The organism is Arthrobacter ginkgonis (genome assembly GCF_039540195.1).
Lineage (GTDB): Bacteria > Actinomycetota > Actinomycetes > Actinomycetales > Micrococcaceae > Zafaria > Zafaria ginkgonis.
Genome location: NZ_BAABEO010000023.1, coordinates 1 through 20,183, shown reverse-complemented (window position 1 = coordinate 20,183; position 20,183 = coordinate 1). Strand labels below are relative to the sequence as shown.

The 20,183-nt window shown below is 71.7% G+C and carries 13 protein-coding genes; 6 read left to right on the top strand and 7 right to left on the bottom strand.

All coding sequences use genetic code 11. The features are described 5' to 3' along the window. Positions 1–44: 44 nt before the first annotated feature. The 6 genes from ABD912_RS16365 to ABD912_RS16340 form a co-directional block, all read right to left on the bottom strand. Entirely contained in the window at positions 45–2,861 is a 2,817-nt protein-coding gene (locus ABD912_RS16365; protein ID WP_345152439.1) for a helix-turn-helix transcriptional regulator, read from the bottom strand. A 344-nt stretch (positions 2,862–3,205) separates the two neighbouring features. Further along, positions 3,206–5,044: an ABC-F family ATP-binding cassette domain-containing protein gene (locus ABD912_RS16360; RefSeq protein ID WP_345152435.1), complete on the bottom strand. Its 1,839-nt coding sequence runs from the start codon at positions 5,042–5,044 to the stop codon at positions 3,206–3,208. A 101-nt stretch (positions 5,045–5,145) separates the two neighbouring features. Next, complete coding sequence (locus ABD912_RS16355) at positions 5,146–6,063, bottom strand: 4-(cytidine 5'-diphospho)-2-C-methyl-D-erythritol kinase (protein ID WP_345152433.1); 918 nt, start codon at positions 6,061–6,063, stop codon at positions 5,146–5,148. Beyond that, the gene (gene rsmA / locus ABD912_RS16350; protein WP_345152431.1) at positions 6,063–6,998 is read right to left on the bottom strand and encodes a 16S rRNA (adenine(1518)-N(6)/adenine(1519)-N(6))-dimethyltransferase RsmA; all 936 of its coding nucleotides are present in this window, start codon (positions 6,996–6,998) and stop codon (positions 6,063–6,065) included. The genes ABD912_RS16355 and rsmA overlap by 1 nt, the downstream gene beginning before the upstream one ends. Before the next feature lie 138 nt (positions 6,999–7,136). Next, positions 7,137–8,285, bottom strand: coding sequence for a ubiquitin-like domain-containing protein (locus ABD912_RS16345; protein ID WP_345152430.1), 1,149 nt, complete (start codon positions 8,283–8,285; stop codon positions 7,137–7,139). A 381-nt stretch (positions 8,286–8,666) separates the two neighbouring features. Beyond that, on the bottom strand, positions 8,667–9,647 hold the full coding sequence (locus ABD912_RS16340; protein ID WP_345152428.1) for a TatD family hydrolase: 981 nt from the start codon (positions 9,645–9,647) through the stop codon (positions 8,667–8,669). Positions 9,648–9,847: 200 nt separating this feature from the next. Between ABD912_RS16340 and ABD912_RS16335 the strand changes: the two genes are divergently transcribed. The 3 genes from ABD912_RS16335 to ABD912_RS16325 all read left to right on the top strand — a co-directional run bounded on the left by ABD912_RS16335 (position 9,848) and on the right by ABD912_RS16325 (position 15,004). Beyond that, positions 9,848–10,885 (top strand): AAA family ATPase, encoded by a 1,038-nt coding sequence (locus tag ABD912_RS16335; RefSeq protein ID WP_345152425.1) that lies wholly within the window; start codon positions 9,848–9,850, stop codon positions 10,883–10,885. A 94-nt stretch (positions 10,886–10,979) separates the two neighbouring features. Continuing rightward, on the top strand, positions 10,980–12,494 hold the full coding sequence (locus tag ABD912_RS16330; protein ID WP_345152423.1) for a DUF58 domain-containing protein: 1,515 nt from the start codon (positions 10,980–10,982) through the stop codon (positions 12,492–12,494). Beyond that, positions 12,491–15,004 carry a transglutaminase TgpA family protein gene (locus ABD912_RS16325; protein WP_345152422.1) on the top strand — a complete coding sequence of 838 codons (2,514 nt, stop codon included), beginning with the start codon at positions 12,491–12,493 and terminating at the stop codon, positions 15,002–15,004. Before ABD912_RS16330 ends, ABD912_RS16325 begins: the two co-directional genes overlap by 4 nt. Here ABD912_RS16325 and ABD912_RS16320 read toward each other — a convergent pair. Then, positions 14,950–15,627 (bottom strand): TetR/AcrR family transcriptional regulator, encoded by a 678-nt coding sequence (locus ABD912_RS16320; RefSeq protein WP_345152421.1) that lies wholly within the window; start codon positions 15,625–15,627, stop codon positions 14,950–14,952. The genes ABD912_RS16325 and ABD912_RS16320 overlap by 55 nt on opposite strands. A gap of 126 nt (positions 15,628–15,753) precedes the next feature. On the opposite strand from ABD912_RS16320, the gene ABD912_RS16315 reads away from it, so the two are divergent. From ABD912_RS16315 to ABD912_RS16305, 3 genes are read left to right on the top strand one after another with little or no spacing between them, the layout of a single operon-like run. Then, complete coding sequence (locus tag ABD912_RS16315; RefSeq protein ID WP_345152420.1) at positions 15,754–17,217, top strand: purine-cytosine permease family protein; 1,464 nt, start codon at positions 15,754–15,756, stop codon at positions 17,215–17,217. Further along, positions 17,214–18,440: a serine hydrolase domain-containing protein gene (locus tag ABD912_RS16310; RefSeq protein WP_345152418.1), complete on the top strand. Its 1,227-nt coding sequence runs from the start codon at positions 17,214–17,216 to the stop codon at positions 18,438–18,440. Before ABD912_RS16315 ends, ABD912_RS16310 begins: the two co-directional genes overlap by 4 nt. Further along, positions 18,437–20,068 (top strand): amidohydrolase, encoded by a 1,632-nt coding sequence (locus ABD912_RS16305; protein WP_345152417.1) that lies wholly within the window; start codon positions 18,437–18,439, stop codon positions 20,066–20,068. Before ABD912_RS16310 ends, ABD912_RS16305 begins: the two co-directional genes overlap by 4 nt. Positions 20,069–20,183: the final 115 nt, after the last annotated feature.

The window sequence follows — 20,183 nt, the reverse complement described above, 5'->3', positions numbered from 1 at the left end:
GTCTTCCCCCCTTTACTACTTAAGTGCTCCAAGACCGGGCGCCGTCAGCGTCCGGTCGGCCCGGGTGTCGCCAATTCCCCCCGGCGCGACACCCCCAGCCGTGCATAGATCTGGTACAGGTGGCTTTCCACCGTCCGAACCGACAGCCCCAGCGCATCGGCGATCTCCCGATTGCTGCTCCCCGCGGCAACCAGCTGCGCGATGTCCTTTTGCCGGCCGGTCAGCCCGGCAAAGGGATCCACGGACCGTCCGCCGGAGCGTGGCCGGCCTCCCGCACCGGCCACGGGTCCCGGTCTCAAGGCGGCCGGGTGCACCGCGGAGGGACCCCGCCCGGCGCCTCCGGCAGGCAGCCGTTCCGGGGCCAGGGCGCTGTGCCCCCGGTCCTCGGTTTCGGAGCGCGGAATGCCGGCTGCCGCGGCTTGGCGATACGCATAGGCGGCCAACGCTTCATGCCCCATGGCCTGCAGTGTCCGGGCCGCCACCAGTAGTCCGGGACCGTCCAGGCTGGCCCGCTGCCCGCCGGGATGCACCAGTGCCGCCGTAAGGTCGCGGCAGGCCGCCGCGAACCGGCCGTCGGCCCGGCGGGCCGCGTCGGCCAGCAAGGGCACCGCCTCGACACGTCCCATCTGCACCACCGCGGCCAGGACCAGCAGCTCCAGCGAGGTGCGTCCGGCGCGCCGGTCCTCGGCGGCGCGGTCCAGCAGCCGCCGGGCGGCTTGCTCCGTGGCACCGAGCAGGGCCTCGGCGCACGCGGCCAGCAGCTCGGTGCCGCGGCGGACCAGCCACGCGGCGGGCTGCTCCGCCAGGTCCGCCAGCTCCCGCAGGCGTTTCCGGGCCCCGGCCTGGTGCCCCTGCGCCGCCAGCGCCTGGGCCGAACCGGCCAAGACCAGCGGAAGCATGCCGCAGGGATCGTCGACCCGCAACTGGTGGATCTCCCGTTCCAGTCCGTCGTTCCGGCCCGCGATGCAGGCCCGGAGGATGTCTGCCGGGCCCGCTGCCCGGCCGCCCGGAGCCCCTCCGGCGGGCGGCACCATCCCTGCCCAGCGGAGCGGCGCCGCAGGATCGGCCCCTTCCGCCCAGTCGCCGGAGACGGCGCAGGCGTGGACCAGGTGCCGTCGCGCGCTGTCGCGGGAAACGCTGCGGCCGAACGTGAACCGGGGCTGGAGCATGAGTTCGCGGCCGAGTTCGAGCCCATCGTGCACCCTGCCGCACATGACCTCCGCTTCCACCGCGAGGGCCTGCCAGAGCAGCCGGGCCTCCGGCGGAAAATCGGGGCGGTCGTGGGACAGTGCGCCCACGTCGGCATGCTGCCCGGTTCCCACGGCCAGTTCCAGCTGCAGCAGCTCCGCCTCGGCCGCGAGTTCCCTGAGTCGGCGGCGCTCCGCCGTACTCCGTTCCCCCAGGCCCAGCTCCCCCGCACCCGGCTTCGCGTCCACGGCTTTCCCCAGCCTGTCCCGCACCCGGGCCAGCAGCACGGCGGCGGGCTCCCCCGTTTCCGGGCCCTCCCCGTGGATCCCCCGAAGGGCCTGCGTCCTCGCCCCCGCCAACCCCAGCTCGGCCCATTCGGCCAGGCCGCCGGCCGGCCCTCCCGGGCCCTGCGGTGGCGCGGGTCCCCAGGCGGCCGCCGCGATCTCCCATGCCTCCCCGGCCCGGCCGCAGGCGGTGAGCACCAGCGCCTCGACGGTGGCGAAGGCCGGGGTGCCGGACAGGTCCCTGGCCAGCTCCAGGTAGGCCAGCGCGGTCCGCGGCTGTCCGTCCTCAAGCAGTTCCCGCGCCGCGGCCAGCGCCTCCACCGGCTCCGGGACGGTGCCGGCCGCGTGCTTCCAGTCGACGAGTTCGCGCGGCGGAATCCCGGCGTCCGGGCCCAGCTGCTCCTGCAGCAGGCCCAAGAGTTCGCGGGAGCGCCCCGGCGGGATGAGCGAGGCAACGGTCCGGGCCGACAGCGTTCCGCGCAGGCGCGCGGTACGGACAGGGGCCGGCCCGGGATCGAGCAGGCCCGATTCGTGGGCGCGGTCCACATCGGCCGGATCCGCCAGCCGCAGCAGCGCGTGGAGCGGTATGCTGCCGGCCAGCGCCACCAGGGAGATCACCGTGCGCGGCCCGGGCCGGAGCGAATCCAGGATGTCGCGCCATTCGCGGCGGGCACGGTCGCCAACAGGCCCCGGCCCCGGCGACAGGACCCACGTCCCGGAACTGTCCACCAGGTGGCCCAGTTCCAGCCAGTCCTCGGTGATCGCCGCCAGCCACCGGCGGTTTCCGGCGCTGGCTTCCCAGAGGGCTGCCACCGCTTCGGGGCTGGCGTCGGCGCCGCAGCGGGCGGCAACCTCGGCGGCCACGCCCTCCGGGGTCAGCGGATGCGGACGGAAGCGCTCCAAATGGGCGACCCGGCACAGCCGGTTCGGGGCGTCGGCCTCGTGCCCGCGGCAAACGGCGAGCAGCGACAGGACGCCGGCGAGGGCCAGGTTGGCCAGCAGCGAGACCGCGTCCGGCCCGAGCCGGCCGCAGTCGGGCACGTAGGCCACCACGGGCAGGCCGCCGGATTGGCGCGCCAGCAGGTGACGCACCGCGTTCACGGCCGCGGGCCCGTCGCCCAGGTCCTCCGGCGCGACGGCACCCACCAGATGGGTTAGGTCAGCGAAACTGCCCAGCGGCGCTGCTGCCGGGACACGGTCCTCGCCGGCCGCGTCAATGAGCACCACGTGCGCCGTTCCGCGCAGTCCCTGGAGCGCATGGTGGGCCAAGTCGTCCTGGCCGGTGCCGAGGTCCCCCTCGACCACCGCCCCGGTGCCTTCGCGCACCGCGCGCAGGATCCGCTCCGCGGCATCGCCGGCCGGCGCGGGACCCCCTTTTGCGCCCCTCAAGCCAGCGGCAGCCGTGCCGATGGCACGGTCCTGCCCTGAATCGCCTTTCCCACGTCCCACGGTTTCACCTATCCCCCACAGTAGGTTTACCCGAGGAGATCCCCCCAAAGGATCCGTCCCCAGAACGCCGAGTCTAGGGGCGGATCGCAACCGGCACCAGAGTTGGGGCACCGGAGTTGGGCGACAGAGCCGGGCGGCAACCCGGGAACCGGGGAACTGGGGCGGGGCCCTCGGGCACTACCGACTATTGCCCTCCCCGTTCGCGGCCTGCCCCACGCGCTTCGCCCGCGGGGACCCCTGGCCGCTCTCTTACCTCGCTTCGCTCGGGGCGGGGCCCTCGGGCACTAGTCTTGGGCGACCTCCGCGGCTTCCATCCAGGCGTCCTCGAGTCCTGCCTGCTCCGCCTCGACCGCCTGCAGCTTCGAGTTCAGGTCCCCGAGGTCATCAAACTTCATCGCTTCGGACGCGGCGGCCATCTGCGCGTGCAGCTTCTCGGCCTGCTGGGCCAGTTTGGCCAGCTGGCGGTCGATCCGGTTGATTTCCTTGCGCGCCTCGCGCTTCTGGGCCTCCGAATATCCGGACCCGGCGGCTTCCCCGGCCGCCCCTCCCGATTTGGCGGCGGGCCCGGACTTTGCCGCGGGTCCGGACTTCGCAGCCTGCCCCGGGGCCCCGGCCACGCCCTCGCGCAGCTCAAGGTACTGGTCCACGCCGCCGGGCAGGCCGCGCAGCTTCCCGTCGCCGAGCAGCGCCAGCTGGTGGTCGGTCACGCGCTCCAGCAGGTAGCGGTCGTGGGAGACCACCACCAGCGTGCCCGGCCAGCCGTCGAGCAGGTCCTCCACGGCGGCGAGCGTGTCCGTGTCCAGGTCGTTGGTGGGCTCGTCGAGCATCAGCACGTTCGGCTCGCCGACCAGCAGGCGCAGCAGCTGCAGGCGGCGGCGCTCGCCGCCGGAGAGTTCCCCGACGGTGGTCCACTGCTTCTCGTTGGTGAAGCCGAGCTGCTCCACCAGCTGGCTGGCGGAGACTTCCTTGCCGCCGACTTGGAAGACGTTGCGTTCGTCCTTGATGACCTCGATCACGCGGCGGTCCGCGACCTCGTCGAGTTCGCGCACCTCCTGGGTCAGCACGGCGGTCTTGACCGTCTTGCCGCGCTTGATCTTCCCCGACGTGGGGGCGATCTCGCCGTTGAGCAGCCGCAGCAGCGTCGACTTGCCGGCACCGTTGACCCCGACGAGGCCGAGCCGTTCGCCCGGGGCCAGGCGAAGGGTGATGTTGTCGAACAGCGGGGTCCCGCCGTCGAACGCCAGGCTCACGTGCTCCAGGTCCAGCACGTCCTTGCCGAGCCGGGCCGTGGCCAGCTTGGACAGGGCCACGGAGTCGCGCGGGTCGGGCACGTCGGAGATCAGCTGGTTGGCGGCCTCGATGCGGAACTTGGGCTTGGACGTGCGGGCCGGGGCGCCGCGGCGCAGCCAGGCGAGCTCCTTCTTGACCAGTTGCTGGCGCTTGCCCTCGGCCACGGCGGCGGAGCGGTCGCGTTCGGCGCGGGCCAGCACGTAGGCGGCGTACCCGCCGTCGAACGGGTCCACGACGCCGTCGTGGACCTCCCAGGTGCGCGTGCAGATCTCGTCGAGGAACCAGCGGTCGTGGGTGACCACCAGCAGGCCGGCCTCGTTGGCCCGCCAGCGCTGCTTCAGGTGCCGGGCAAGCCAGGCGACGCCCTCCACGTCCAGGTGGTTGGTGGGCTCGTCGAGCATGATCACGTCGGCGTCGCCGATCAGCAGCTTGGCCAGGGCCACGCGGCGGCGCTGGCCGCCGGAGAGGCTGCTGACGCGAGCGTGCCAGTCGACCTCGCCGACCAGGCCGCCCATGACGTCGCGGACCTTGGGGTTCGCCGCCCATTCGTGGTCCGCGGCGTCGCCGACGATCGCCTGGCCGACCTCGAGGTCGCCGTCGAGCACGTCCTGCTGGTCGAGGTAGCCAACCACGACGTCGCCGCGCTTGGTCACGCGGCCGGAGTCCGGCTCCTGCCGCTGGGCCAGCAGGCGCATGAGCGTGGACTTGCCGTCACCGTTGCGGCCGACCATTCCGATGCGGTCGCCGTCCTCCAGGCCCAGGCTGACGCCGTCGAGCACGGTTCGGGTTCCAAAGGCGACGGAGACGTTCTCCGCGCCGAGCAGGTGGGCCATGGTGTGGTTCCAATCGATGGGGGGCAGGACGCGCGCCTGCGCGGGGTGGCGGGGGGTGCGGCGCAGGGCCGCGCCGGATGTACTCGGCTAGATGTCCTCGGCTACAGGATGCGTGCCCCGTGGACGGGGCCGTGGACGGGGAAGGCGTCGACGCCCGCCTCGTCCTGGAGTTGGGTGACGAGCTGTTCGGCGTGCTCGCCGTCGCGGACCAGCATCGCCACGGTGGGTCCGGAGCCGGAGACGAGTTCGGCCAGGGCGCCGGCACGGTCGCCCATCTCCAGCACGGGTCCCAGCTCGGGGGCCAGCGCCAGCGCGGCCGGGGTCAGGTCGTTGGCGACCAGGTCGGCCAGCCGGTCCAGGTCCCCGACCAGCAGCGCCTGCACCAGGTCCGGATCGACCTGCTCCGGGGTGGGCACGTCCAGTCCCTCGCGCAGGGTGTCCAGCATGGCGTAGACCTTCGGGGTGGAGAGCCCGTAACTGGCGGGCACCAGGACCCAGTCGCTGCGGCCGCGCAGCAGCAGCGGGGACAGCTCGTCGCCCACGCCCAGCCCGACGGCGGCGCCGCCGGACAGCGCGAACGGCACGTCCGCGCCGAGCCGGGCCCCGAGGCGTCCGAGTTCCTCGCGGGTCAGGCCGGTGCCCCAGAGCGCGTTGCAGGCCACCAGCGCGGCCGCCGCGTCCGCCGAGCCGCCGCCCATGCCGCCGGCGACGGGCACGCGCTTGGTGATGTCCAGGTGCACGCCGGCAAGGTGGCCGGTATGGTCCGCGAGGAGGCGCGCCGCGCGGACCACCAGGTTGTCCTCCCCCAGCGGGAAGTCCTCGGGGTCCACCACGGAGGTGGAGTTCGGGTTCAGCGACACGGTGATCTCCGTGTCGGGGCGGGCGCTGGCGGCGACGTCCTCGTAGAGGGAGACGGCCAGGTAGAGGCTGGCGACCGAGTGGTAGCCGTCCTCGCGCGGGGGGCCGACGCGGAAGGAGACGTTGATCTTGCCCGGGGCGCGGGCCACGACCGAACGCATCAGGCGCCCCCGGCGCCGATGTCCGGCGTCGTGCCCGGGCCGTCGGTGGCCGGGGCCTGCGCGGTGTGGGCCTGCGCCGCGTGGGCGGCGGCGATGCGGGCGAATTCCTCGATGCCGAGCCGTTCGCCGCGCGCCTGCGGGTCGACGCCGGCGGCCACGAGGGCGGCCTCGGCCTGCGCGGCACTTCCCGCCCAGCCGGCCAGGGCGGCGCGCAGCGTCTTGCGGCGCTGGGCGAATGCGGCGTCGATGACGGCGAACACCTGCTCGCGGGTCGCCGTGGTGGCGGGGGGCTCATGGCGCTCGAACCCGACCAGGCCGGAATGGATCTTGGGGGCGGGCCAGAAGACGTTCATGCCGATCACGCCCGCCTTGCGCATGGTGGAGTACCAGGCGGCCTTCACCGAGGGCACGCCGTAGGTCTTGCTGCCCGGCCCGGCGGCCAGCCGGTCGGCGACCTCGTCCTGGACCATGACCAGGCCGTGGCGCAGGGTCGGGAAGTGCTCCAGCAGGTGCAGGACCACCGGGACGGCGACGTTGTAGGGCAGGTTGGCCACCAGCGCGGTGGGAGCGTGCGGCAGTTCCGTCACCTTCATGGCATCGGAGAGCACCACGTCCAGCCGGTCCGCCCGCTCCGGGCGGAACTCGCGCACGGTCCGCGGCAGCCGCCCGGCGAGCTTGGGGTCGATCTCGACAGCCACGACGCGCTCGGCCGCATCCAGCAGGCCCAGCGTCAGCGACCCCAGCCCCGGCCCGACCTCCAGCACCGTCTCCTCCGGGCCGAGGTGCGCGGCCGCGACGATGCGGCGGATCGTGTTGCCGTCGATCACGAAGTTCTGCCCGAGCATCTTGGTGGGCCGAACGTCCAGTTCCCCTGCGAGGCGTCGGATGTCGGCGGCGCCCAGCAGCGGGGCGGGAGTGTTCGGGGCTTCAGTCACGAACCAATTCTAGTTGAGCGGGCCCGCCGGCTTGGCCGGTGCACGACGGCGGCGGCCGCGCCGAACGCGCAAACGCCGGAAGCGGCCGGAAAAATCCGGCCGCTTCCGGCGTTTGCGAGTGCGGGCGTGCGCTTCGCGCTAGCGCAGGCCCAGCTTCGCGGAGCAGGCGGGCCAGTGGCCCCAGCCTCCGCTGGCGCGCAGCTTCTCGGCGGCGGCAACCTGCTCGGCCGGGGTGGCCTGGTGCGGGTAGGCGGCGTACTTGGTGCCGCCCACGGCCTGCCAGCTGCTCAGGCTGAACTGGAGTCCGCCGTAGTAGCCGTTGCCGGAGTTGATGGCCCAGTTGCCGCCGGACTCGCACTTGGCCAGCGCGGCCCAGGAGCTGGAGACGCCGCCCGCGCCGGCGGTGGTCCCGCCGGAGCTGGAGGAACCGGAGGAGGCGGCCTTTTTGACCTTGGTGCCCACGGCGACCTTGGCGTCCTTGGCCTCGGTGACGACCTCGGTCTTCACCAGTTCGGTGGAGACGGTCTTGCCGTCCTTGATGACGACCTTGTAGGTGAGCTTGCGCTCGCCGTCCTTGCCCTCGGAGAGGACCTTGGTGGTGCCCTTGGCCAGCTCTGCGTCCTTGACCTCGGTGGTGCCGGCGGCGATGGCCTCGGTCTCGGTCTTGGTCTTGGTCTCGACCCGCACGACCTTCAGCTTCAGGCCGTCGATCACCTCGTCGCCGGTCTTGGCGGAGAGCTCGTCCTCCTTGCCGACGGTGATCTTCGCCTCGGCGAGCAGGTCGGCCACGGTGGCGGCGGTGGTGGAGAGCTTGCGGTCCTTCCCGTCGACGGCGATGCGCACGTCCTTGGGAGTGGTGATCTCGATCGGGGTCTTCAGCGAGACCAGCTGCAGCTGGCCGGCCTCCGAGACCTCGGAGCCGCCGGCAACCTTCAGCTGCGCCAGGACGTCCGCCACGGTCAGGCCGGTGGTGTTCACGACGCGGTCGACGCCGTCGATGGAGACGGAAACCTGCTTGGAACGGTTCACCTCGATGGCGGAGCCGTTCGAAACTCCGGCTTCAAGCGCCGGGGTGACTTCATCCTCGGGGGCGACCGTGATGTCGGAGGCGGCGAGGACGTCGGCGACCGTGGAGCCGAAGGTCTGGACGCTTCGCGTCTGCCCATCGACGGTCACTGCGATGGTCTTGTTGGCTCCGACGAAGGAGACGAGGCCGAGGACCAGGGCGGTCAGGACGGTGGCTTGGGCGCCGATTTTCACCCAGCGGTTCTTGAAGACATGCAGCACGGGAATCCAAACTTTGCGTTGACCCGGGCACGGGGATGCGGCATGGGAGGCGAACCCCGACGGGTCTCACGCGGGATCCTCCCGTGCTGGCGTCTTTGCTGGCACAGGCCGGGGCAACGGGACCGCGCTGGGCCGTACGAACGGAACTTCCCAACGCGAGGCGGGCCTCGGCTTGATACCCGGAAACCTTCCCCGATCCCGGCTACTAGCCCCCAACCGTAATCGTTCTGTAATAAATGCACAAGCCGTGGGACCAAAAACCGCTCAGTTCCGGGCATCGAGCGAGACGTTTCCGTGATCTTTCCGTGGCCCAACCGTGGCCACCCTGGGGGCCGCTCCGGGGGTTCCCGCGAAGGGCTGCGCGCACCGCATGACGGGGCGTCAGGAAGGCTGGAACTCCCCGTAGACCCGGCGGGTGGTCGCCCCGATCCGGGCGCACAGCGTGTCCAGGTCCTCCTCCAGGAACTCCGCCATCGCCCGCACCGTGTAGGGGATCAGGTAGGAGGCGTTGGGCCGTCCGCGGTACGGGTGCGGCGTGAGGAACGGCGCATCCGTTTCCACCAGGACCAGGTCCGGATCGGCCACGGCGAGCGCCTCGCGCAGGTCCTGGGAGTTCTTGAAGGTCACGGTCCCGGAAAAGGACATGTGCCAGCCGTTGCGGTTGCAGATCCGGGCCAGTTCGGCGTCGCCGGAAAAGCAGTGGAAGACCACGTGCTCCGGCAGCTGCTCGGATTCCAGGATTCGGACTATGTCCGCGTGCGCATCGCGGTCGTGGATCTGCAGGGCCTTGCCGCGGGTGCGGGCGATCTCGATGTGTCGGCGGAAGGACAGCTCCTGCGTGCCGGCCCCCTCGGGCCCGGTGCGGAAGTAGTCCAAACCGGTTTCGCCCACGGCACGCACCCGCGGGTGGGCCGCCAGCCGGTCGATCTCCTCCAGCGCCTCCTCCAGCCCGCCCCGGGCCGCATAGCGCGGCGCGTCGTTGGGGTGGATCGCCACGGCGGCGAGCACGCGCGGATCGGACGCGGCGGCCTCGACCGCGAAGCGCGAGGATTCGACGTCGCACCCGACCTGCACGACGCCGGAGACCCCCACCGCGTTGGCCGCGTCCAGCGCGTCGGAGACGTCCACGGAAACCAGTCCGTCGCGGAAGTCCATGTGCGTGTGGTTGTCCGGGACGGGAACGGCGAGCGGCTCCGGGGCGGGAGGGTAGTCGAGGTTGCGCTTGCGGCCGCCGTCGCTGGCGTCGCGGGCCGCGGACGGCGCCTCGCCATTCCCCTCGTGGGGCCGCACGTAGGCGGGGGGCGTCAGTCCGGGGACGGCCGCAGGCGCTTGCGCGGAAATCCCGCCCGATCCGTGGCACATGCGAGAGGTCCTTTCGTGGTGTTCGGGAACCCATCAAGGGTACCGCCGCGCCCGGCCACCCGGGCCGGAGGGGCAAATCGCGTGGCCCCCGCCGCACCGATGGCGGGTAGTCTGGAACAACCTGACACGGGCGCAGCACCACCCCGCTTTTCCCCACCCCGCACGTCCGCAAGAACTTCCGCAAGAAAACGGGAGGACGCATGGAATCCACCGCCGCAACGGGCACGGCACCCTCGGCCGCCCGGGAAACCGCGGGACAGCGCCCCGACGGACAGCGCGCCGGGCTGGAGGCTGTCGATTTCGCGCGCGCCTGCCGCGGGATCCTCGATGCGGTGGCCACGGTGATCGACGGCAAGGAAGCGGTTGCCAGGACCGCGCTGACGGTGCTGTTGGCCCAGGGCCACCTGCTGCTCGAGGACGTGCCGGGGGTGGGCAAGACCATGCTGGCCAAGACGCTGGCCCGCACGGTGGACTGCACCGTCAGCCGCATCCAGTTCACCCCCGACCTGTTGCCCTCCGATGTCACCGGGGTCTCCGTCTACAACCAGGACACGCACTCCTTCGAGTTTCGGCCGGGGCCGGTGTTCGCGAACATCGTGATCGGGGATGAGATCAACCGGGCCTCGGCGAAAACGCAGTCGGCCCTGCTGGAGTGCATGGAGGAGCACCAGGTGTCCGTGGACGGAACCACGTGGCGGTTGAAGGAGCCGTTCATGGTGGTCGCCACGCAGAACCCGATCGAGCTGGAGGGGACCTTCCCGCTGCCGGAGGCCCAGCGGGACCGCTTCATGGCGCGGGTTTCCATGGGCTACCCGGACACCCGGGCCGAGCTGGCGATGCTGGAGACGCACCAGTCGGGGTCGCCGCTGGACGACGTGCGTCCGGTGGTGGGTGCCGCCGGGCTCCTGGAGCTGGCCGCGACCGTGCGCTCGGTGTTCGCCGCGGACCCGGTGAAGGAGTATGTGGTGGCGCTGGGGCAGGCCACCCGCACGCACCCGGACATCCGGTTGGGAGCCAGTCCCCGGGCGCTGCTTCAGCTGCTGCGCGCCGCCAAGGCGGAAGCGGCCCTGAGCGGTCGGGACTTCGTGCTGCCGGACGACGTCGCGGCGGTGGCGCAGGCCGTCCTGGCGCACCGGCTGGTCCTGCACCGGCGGGCGGAGGCCGCGGGGACCACGGGCGAGGACCTGGTGGCGGCCCTGCTGGCCAGGATCCCGGTGCGCACCGGGGCGCACGGCTGACGGGGCGCCAGTGCCGGCCTCGCTCCCCGGTGGCCCGGGGGTTCGCGGATCGCGCTTTCCGCCGCTGCGCCTCCTGACCCTGCACCTCTTAACAATGCGGGGCTGGTCGCTGCTGGCGTGCGGGACGGGCACTCTGGTGTTGGCCTGGCTGCTGGGCCGGCGCGAGCTGCTGAACGTCGCGGTGTTTCTGGTGGCCGCGCCCCTGGTGGCCGCCGCGGCGCTGCGCGTGGGCCTCCCCCGGTTGCAGGTGCGCCGCTCCTTCACGGCGCATCACGCCACAGCCAATCGGGCCACAGCCGGCCGGGAGTGCACGGTGGTCGTGGAGATCGCCCCTCCCGCCGCCGGCATTGGACAGGGTCCGGCACCGGGTGCGGCGCAGCAGAGCTCCCGGGGTCCGCTCCGGCTGACGGAGACGCTGCCTGCGGGAGCCGGGCCGTCCCCCTCCGCCATCGTCTCGGTGCCGGGAACCTTCAGGTACGGGCTGCGGCCCCCGCGCCGCGGCCTGTACGCGGTCGGGCCGCTGACGGTCGAATCGACCGACCCGTTCGGGCTGGCGCGGCGGACCGTGGCGCTCGGGGGCCCGTCCCCCCTGACCGTCCTGGGCCCGCTTCCCCGGGTGGAGACAGGCCCGCTGCCAGGACTGCGCGGCGGGACGGACGCCACCGCGTTCCGCGGAGCGGCCTCCGCGGACAGCGACGACGCCGCCACCCGCGAATACCGGGACGGCGACCCGATGCGCCGCGTCCACTGGGGCACCACCGCCCGCCGGGGCCGGCTGATGGTCCGGCAGGAGCAGCCACGGACCCCGCGCCGGGCCACCGTGGTGGTGGACCGCAGCGCCGCCGCATTCGTCCGGGGTTCCGCCGCTTCCGGCCACGCCCCGTCTGACCGGCCGGAACCGGTCGGCCATTTCCCAAGCGTTCCCGGGACCACCACCGCGTGCTTCGACTGGGCGGTGGCCGCCGCGGCTGGGATCGGCGCCAGCCTGGCCAGACTCGGGTACGCGGTGGAACTGCTGGACCGGCACGGCGACCCGCTGGCGGCGTCCTCTCCCACCGCCTCCGACCCGGCCCGGGCCGTGTTCGAGGGTGCGGGGGCCGTGGACGAACTGCGATGCGTCCTGGCCGCCCTCGGCCTCGAAGCGGAGGCGGAGCAGCCGGCCGGATCCGGACGCGGAGCGGGCGGGAGCGGGCCGGATTGGAGCGGGTCAGACAGGATCGCGTCAGGCAGATACGGGTCGGCCAGGTACGGGATGGGTAGCCCCGTGGTGCTGCTCACCGGACGCCTCGATGAGGCCGGGGCCCGTGCGTGGGTGGACTCCCTCGGGCCCGACCGGGCCGTGAGCGTGCTGCTGGCCTCTGGCCTGCCTGAGGAATCGGCGTCCGCGGTGCGGGTGTTCCGGGAAAACGGCTGGAGGGCGGCGGCGGCCGCGCCGAATGTTCCGCTGGAGCAGGCCTGGCTGGCCCTGGACACGTGGTCTCCCCTGCCGCCCTCGCCCCGCCCCACAGCTCCATCCCACGTACCCACCCCGCGCCACCCAACACCCCCGCCGCGCCCCACAACCCCGCCCCGCCCAAGGGACGGCGCGCACCCGGGGCAGGCACCGTGAGCCGCCCCGCGGTCACGGCCGGTTCCCGTCCGCCCGGACAGGGTCGACCCCCAAACGACCAAAACGGGCTGAACGGACAGGGCGGGCCGACCGGCGCCGTCCCGGAACCGCCGGCGTCGGGCTCCGGGGGCGGGGCGCGGCTGTGGTCCCGGCTGGGGGCGGAGGCCGGGCGCGGCGCGGCGGCGATGCTGGCGGTGCTCTGCGCCGCCACCAGCCTGTCCGGAGTGCTGGTGGGATGGGCGTGGTTGGGCCCCGTGGTGGTGTGCGTGGGTGCCACGCTCGGCGCTGCCGCGGCCGCGCGCGCGGCCGGGGCGTCGACGCCGGTGCCCACCATCGCGGGGGCGCTTGGCCTGTGCCTGGCCGCGACGCCGCTCTTCTTCCCCGGCACGGGGTGGTGGGGCCTGGTGCCCGACGGGACGACGCTGCGCCTGGCCGTTGACCTGGTCGCGGAGGCGAACCACACCGCCGCCGCGGAGACCGCTCCGGTGGCGTCCGAGCGTCCGGTGGTTTTTATGACCTGCCTGCTGCTGGGACTGACAGCCCTGATGGTGGACCTGGTCGCGTTCGGGCTCCTGATGCCCGCCCTAACGGCCCTCCCCTTGGCGGCGGTGCTGGCCGCCGCTTCGGTGGTCAAGACCTCCGGCGCCGGCCTGGTTCCCCTCGCCGCGACGGCGGCCGCCTTCCTGCTGCTGCTGGGGGCTGCCCGCCTGCCGGAGGCCACCCGCCTGCCGTCCCGTCCACCGCCGGGCGGAACGGTGAGGGCCGGAACGGTGAGGGGCGCCGGAATCATCGCCGCGTCGATCGCCGCCATGCTGTTGGTTCCCCCGCTGCTGCCGGGGTTCGGCACCGGATTGTTCCCGGAAGGGACCCGGCTGAACGCCATCGGCAGGCCCACAGGGGTCAGCACCCTGCTGGACCTGGGCAACAACCTGCGCAGCGCCCGCGGTCCGGCCCCGGTTTCCTACTACACGAACTCCGAGGCACCGCTGTACCTGCGCACCGCCGTCATCGGCGACCTGGACGCCGCCCGCTGGATGCCCGACGACGAACTGGCCGACCGCTCCGTGGTCTCCGTCGTCTCCGGGCGCCTGCCGCGCGCCGGCGGCGAACCGCTCGCCGGCGGCGGCACCGTCACCCGGGTGGTCACCGAGGAGTACCAGAGCCCGTGGCTCCCCCTGCCGGCCGGGGCACGCTCGGTGGCCGGGCTGGAGGGACGGTGGGGTTGGTCCCGGGACACCTCGACCCTGCGGGCCATGGCGGGCACCTCCAGCGCCGGACAGGCCTACACGGTGGTCTCCGGGTCCCCCACGGTCACCGCCGAACGCCTGGAACGCAGCTCCGGGTCCCGCTCCGGCGGGACCGCCCTCCAGTACTCCACCGTCCCCGACGGATTGCCGGGGATCGTGACGGAAACCGCGTCCCGGGTCGTGGCCGAGGCCGGCGCCACCACCGCGTACGAGCAGGCCGTCGCCCTGCAGAACCACCTCCGCGGACCCGGATACACCTACTCGGAGCAGACCCCGCTGGAGCAGGGCTACGACGGCGGCGGGCTGGACGTCGTTGGGGCCTTCCTGGAACAGCGCAGCGGCTACTGCGTGCACTACGCCTCCGCGATGGCACTGATGGCGAGGACCTTGGGCATTCCCAGCAGGATCGCCATCGGCTACTCCCCGGGCCGGGAAACCTCGCAGACCCGCCAGGGACCCAACGGCACCGTGCTGACCGGGTACGTGCTCAGCGCCCGGAACGCGCACGCCTGGCCCGAGCTGCATTTCCCGGGCATCGGGTGGGTCCCGTTCGAACCCACGCCGGGGCGCGGCGCGGTTCCGGAGTACGCCCCGGCACCCACCGCGGCTCCCGCCGACCCCGCCATGGAGGACTTCCCGGTGTCCCTGCCGACGATGGAAGCGACCGCCGAGGCCACCGAACCCTCCCCCGAGGTGTCCGGGCCCCAAGCCACGGCCGCGGAGGAACCGCGCACCACCGGGGCCCTGCCGTGGATCGCCGCAGGCCTGGCCGGCGCCGCCCTCCTCTTCCTGCCCTGGCTGCTCCGCCGGGAACAGCGCCGGCGCCGGCTGCGCCTGATCGACGGCGGCCGGTCACCGCAGGATCCGGACCACCCGACCGACGCCGCCGGGCAGTCCGATTCCTGGCAGCCCGCTCCCTGGCAGTTCGGCGCGGAGGCCGCGTGGCAGGAACTGGTGGCGCTCGCACGGGACTACGGGTACGGACCGCGTCCCACCGAGAGCCCGGCCGCCTTCACCCGACGGCTGGCGTCCGGCACCCCGGAGGCCGCCGACGCGCTGGACTTGCTGCGCCGGGCCTATGAGGCCGGCACCTACGGCCGTCCCACGGCCGCCGCACCCGCCACCGGGGGCAGCCTGGCTCGTGCGCTGGCGGAGGTGGAGGGGGCCCTGAGCTCGGCCGCACCGCCGGCGGTGCGGGCGCGCGCCCGCTACCTGCCGGCGTCGTCCTTTGCCTTGGCCCGGACGTCCCCGCCGGAGACCTGATCGACCGCCGTGCGCAGCTCGCCTGCGCGCATGCCGAGGGACCACTCCGCGACGTCCGAGACGAAGTGCGTAAAGGCTTCATGCGTAAAGGCTTGGGTGTTGTTGACGTAGGCGCCGACTCCGTCGATCGCGACGAAGATCCTGACGCATGCGGCGAGGGGGTCGCCAACGGTGAAATCCCCCGTGGCCATTCCGTCCTCGATGAGTGATGTCAGGCGCTGGCGGTCCAGGTGCTCCTGGTGCTCCAGCGCCTCGGCGAGTGCCGGGCTGAAGCGGCAGAGATGCCGGGCATTCAGCCACAGCCGGGTGAGCTCAAATGCGCCGTCCCCTTCCATGCGTGAAACCAAGTGCGCCAAGCGCGCGACTGGGTCGCCGTCGGCCGGGAACAGTTCCTCGCGCTCTTCCGACACCGCAAGGACAAAGGCCGCGATGACCAGGTCCTCCGCGGCCGGATAGTAGTGGCTGATCAAGCCGGGCCGAACCCCCAAGCGGTCAGCGACGGCGCGGAGCGTGATGCGCTCCAAGCCCTCGGCCAAGGCGATGTTCGCGGCCTCGGACAGGATCTCGGCGCGACGTTCTTCCGGGAGTTTTCGGATTCGCTGGGAAGTGGGGCTTGACATCATGCCGCCCAGTCTATTGGATTAGTGACCAATATCGCATTGGTCGTCCGACCAACAGCGTTCGCGGTTCGGTTTCCGGCGTTGTGCGCCCACCCTTGTCCGAGAGGAACACCGTTGTCCCAGCCCCCCATGACTGACGCAGTCAGCCCCCCAGGGCCGCTGGCCCACCCCGAGACTCGCGGCATCGAACTCATCGATGCCTCCGAACGGCGTGGGCGAGCCCGCGACCTCTTCCCGGTCTGGGCGGCGCCCAACGTCAGCGTCCTTAGTTTCACCATCGGCGCGTCCCTGGTTTTGCTCGGCCTTGAGCTCTGGCAGGCCTTCCTCGTCATCATCGCCAGCAGCCTTCCCTGGATCCTGACAGGCATCATTGCCATTAGCGGCCCCGCAGCGGGAACCTCCGGTTCCGTCATCACCCGAGCCATCTACGGAATCCGCGGCAATAGGGTTGTTGTCGCCTTCTTCGGCTGGTTCATCTCGGCAGTGTTCCTGGCACTCAACTGGCTTGCTTCCTCATTCATGGGAGCCGAACTCCTGGCTCAGGTGGGAGTGACGGATCCCGTCATCGGGCCGGTGTTGGTGACGCTCGCCGTCGCTGCAATCACCGTGGTGGTAGCGGTCTACGGCCACGGCCTGATCCTGCGATGCTATCCAGCGGTTGCGCTGGTGCTGCTGGTCATCTTCCTTCTGGTCACGGCCTTCATCCTGCCCCACGTCGACTGGAGCTATGCGCCGGCGGAACCCCTGCAGGGTGTGCCGCTGTGGTCCGCCATGTCCATCGGCTTCGCCATCCTTGCCTCCACTCCGCTGTCCTACTCGAACAGCCCGGACCTCGCCCGCTACCTCCCGCGCTCCACCAAGCCCCCGCACATCATCGCCGCCACGTCCCTGGGCGGTGCCCTGCCAAGCATCTTCTTCACGGCCGTGGGTGCGCTTTTGGCCACGGGCATTGACGCGGCGGCCATGGACCTTGGCATCGAATCCGCGCTCCTGGGGCTTCTCCCGGCCTGGCTCGGCCCCCTCTTCGTGGCCGGCGTCATCATCAACACCATCTCGCTCAACGGCATGACCACCTACACCGCGAGCATGGCCTTCCAGTCGATCGGCGTACCGATCCGGCGCATCCCGTCGGCCGTTGTCGTCGGAGCGATCGGCACCGCGCTCACCATCTACCTCGTGATGTCCACGAGCCTGCTGGAAGCCGTCAACCTCATGCTGCAGCTGCTGGTGTTGATCTCCGGGCCCACCATGGCGGTGTTCGCCACGGACGTCATCCTCCGCCGGGGCCGCTACGACGGCGACGACCTTTTCGACGAAAGGCCCGGCAGCCCCTTCTGGTACAGCGGCGGATGGCACGTTCCCGGACTCCTCGCCGTGCTCCTCGGAGCCGGCCTCGCGGCACTGTTCCTCACCAGCGGCGTGTGGACCGGACCACTCGCCGCGGCCCTGGGCTCGATCGACCTTTCGGTCCCGGTCTCCCTGATCGTCACGCCAGCGGTCTACATCGCCCTGCAGCGGCTGTCCGTGAAGCGTCGGTCCACGAAGAACCCCGCCGCCAACCCATACCCCGTCAAGGAAGGATCCGCAGCATGACCGACGTCGTCATTGCCTCCACCGGCACGCACCCCTCCCGCTATCCCGGCGCTCCGGCCGGGGCGCCAACGCTCGACACCTGGCAGGAGGGGCCCCACAACAGATGGGCATTCGCGCACCTGGGCGAACTGCTGCCGACGGCCACAGTGGCCCGCCGCCTCCCGGTTGCCCCGCCGTCCGCCACGGTCCGCCTCGACGTCCTGGAGCCGGGGATCCCGGACCTGACGCAGCGGCTCGAAGCGACGTACACGGATGCGTTCCTGGTGCTGCAGCGCAACCGAGTGGTTGCGGAGTACTACCGGCCCGGGTTTGCCCCGGACGATCGGCATCTGGTGATGAGCGTTTCCAAGTCCCTGTGCGGCCTGGTCGTCGGAGCCCTGATCGATTCACGCAAGATCGTTCCGTCCGCCCCCGTCGTCGACTACGTGCCCGAACTGGCAGGGTCCGTGTACGACGGACCCACCGTCCAGCACGTGCTCGATATGACGATCCACATCGACTACAACGAGGACTACGCGGACCCCTCCTCGACAGTGCAGACCCACGACCGCTCAGCCGGCTGGCGCACCCGCCACGATGGCGACCCCGCGGACACCTACGCCTTCCTTGCCACGCTCACCGGAAACGGCGAACTGGGTGAATTCCAGTACTGCTCCGCGAACACGGACGTCCTCGCCTGGATCGTCGAGCGCGTAACCGGACTTCGGTACTGCGAGGCCCTCTCGAAATACCTGTGGTCCAAACTCGACGCCGACCGCGACGCGACCATCACCGTCGATTCAACGGGGTTCGGCTTCGCGAACGGAGGAGTTTCGTGCACCGCACGCGACCTCGCCCGCGTCGGGCAGTTGATGCTCGACGGCGGCCTGGCGCCGGGCGGTCGGGTGGTTTCCGAGGAATGGGTCCGCAGCATTCTCGCCGGGGGCGACCCGCACGCCATGACCGATCCGTCGTTTACGACGATCCACCCTCGCGGTTCATACACCAGGCAGTGGTGGTGCACCGGGAACGAGCACGGCAATGTGAGTGGCGTCGGAATCCATGGCCAGTACCTGTGGCTCGCCCCGAGCGCCGATGCCGTCATCGTGAAGCTCTCCACGTGGCCCGTCCCCGGCTCCGACCAGCTCCATGGGCTCGACGACAGGCTGATGCTGGACGTGGGCAGCGCCCTGGAGCGCCTCGCCCCAGAAACCGCACCAAACCTGAAGGAAGATATCGCGTGACCACCCAGCTCTACACCAACGCCCGAATTTTCACGGCCGACACCCGGCGCTGGGCCGAGGCCATGCTCGTCCAGGACGAACGGATCCTCTACGTCGGCGACTCCGGCACGGCCCGCCGCCTGTGCCCGGAAGCGGAGGCGATCGACCTTGCCGGGCGCCTGGTTGTGCCCGGATTCGTCGACGGCCATGCCCACGTGATCGGCACCGGCGAAGCCCTCGGCCAGGTCGACCTGTGGGGTGCCGGCTCGGTCGAACAGATCCAGCAGCGGATCAAGGAGCGGGACACCGAGCGCCCGGACTCCCCGCGGGTCCTCGCCACCGGCTGGCTTCACGGCGCGATCCCGGATGGCGTTCCGCACGCGGACATGCTCGACGCCGTGGTGCCCGACAAACCTGTCTACGCCTTCGCCTATGACTTCCACTCGGTCTGGGTGAACACGGCCGCCCTGGCGGAACTCGGGATCACCGATGACACCCCAAACCCGCACGGCGGCACCATCAAGCGCGATTCCGGCGGCCACGCCACCGGTTACATCGACGAGAACGCCTTCTACGACATCGTGCTCCCGTTCCTCGACTCACGAGTGGGCGAGAACGAACACGAGGCAAGCCTGGCTGCCGTCCAGCGTGCCTATCGGGAGGCCGGAGTCACCACGGCCTGCGACATGGGATTCAACGAGACCGACCTGGAGACCTTCAAGCGCGCGGAAAAGGAGGGCACGCTCACCAGCCGGCTCATCGCTTACTGGCGCGTGAACAACACCGCATCGGCAGGGGACAACCTGGCCCAGGTCCAGCGGGCGGCCGAACTCGCCCTCGAGCACTCTTCGCCTTTCCTGCGCGTCGTCGGAATCAAGGTGATCATTGATGGCACCATCGACGGCTGCACCGCCGTCCTGGGAGCGCCCTACGCCGACGGGACGAATGCCGACCCGATCTGGGGCCTTGAAGAGCTTGCACCGGTGGTCGCCGCCGCGGACGCGGCAGGATTGAAGGTGGCCATGCACGCCATCGGCGACGAGGCGGTGCGGATCGCCATCAACGCCGTCGAGCATGCGGTGGTGGCGAACGGCCCGCGCGAACGCCGGCACCGCATCGAGCACCTCGAACTCGTCGACCGGGCCGACGTCGATCGGCTTGCCTCGCTCGGGATCACCGCGAGCATGCAGCCGGTCCACGCCGATCCGGCGATCGGCGGGAACTGGCGGGAGAAGCTGGACGACGACCGGGTGGAGCGCGGCTTTCCCTGGCCGTGGATGACCGATGCCGGAGCGCGGCTTGCCTTCGGCACCGACTCCCCCACCTCGCCGCACGCCCCGCTGCCCAACATGTACGTGGCCACCACCCGGTCCTCGGCGCTGGATGCGAACGCCGGGACCAACCTCCCGGACTTCGCCCTGCCGCTGGCCCAGTCGCTTGAACACGCCACCCGCGATTCCGCCTGGGCCTGCGGGGCGGAACACGAGATCGGCCGCCTGGCCGCCGGTCTTTATGCCGACTTCCTGGTCCTGGACACGGATGTGCTCGCCGCGGAGGCGAATGGGGCGGACCCGGCCGTGCTGCTGGACACGCAGGTCCTGCGCACGGTCGTCGGCGGTCGCGCCGTCTACGAAAAGGACCGCACGTAGGCGCCATGGCCCGATGCGGGCAGGGCCCGGTTCCACGGAGGTGGAGCCGGGCCCTGCTGCAGGTCCGTTGCGGTGGGGTCCGCTACTTCTTGGCCGCGTAGGGGTCGGCGATGCC

Bases quoted from the DNA above. Each gene is read 5' to 3' on its own strand.
- ABD912_RS16310 (WP_345152418.1), top strand. From the start codon at position 17,214: ATGACCGACGTCGTCATTGCCTCCACCGGCACGCACCCCTCCCGCTAT.
- ABD912_RS16320 (WP_345152421.1), bottom strand. From the start codon at position 15,627: ATGATGTCAAGCCCCACTTCCCAGCGAATCCGAAAACTCCCGGAAGAA.
- ABD912_RS16360 (WP_345152435.1), bottom strand. From the start codon at position 5,044: ATGGCCCACCTGCTCGGCGCGGAGAACGTCTCCGTCGCCTTTGGAACC.
- ABD912_RS16340 (WP_345152428.1), bottom strand. From the start codon at position 9,647: ATGTGCCACGGATCGGGCGGGATTTCCGCGCAAGCGCCTGCGGCCGTC.
- ABD912_RS16355 (WP_345152433.1), bottom strand. From the start codon at position 6,063: ATGCGTTCGGTCGTGGCCCGCGCCCCGGGCAAGATCAACGTCTCCTTC.
- ABD912_RS16315 (WP_345152420.1), top strand. From the start codon at position 15,754: ATGACTGACGCAGTCAGCCCCCCAGGGCCGCTGGCCCACCCCGAGACT.
- ABD912_RS16330 (WP_345152423.1), top strand. From the start codon at position 10,980: ATGCGGGGCTGGTCGCTGCTGGCGTGCGGGACGGGCACTCTGGTGTTG.
- ABD912_RS16335 (WP_345152425.1), top strand. From the start codon at position 9,848: ATGGAATCCACCGCCGCAACGGGCACGGCACCCTCGGCCGCCCGGGAA.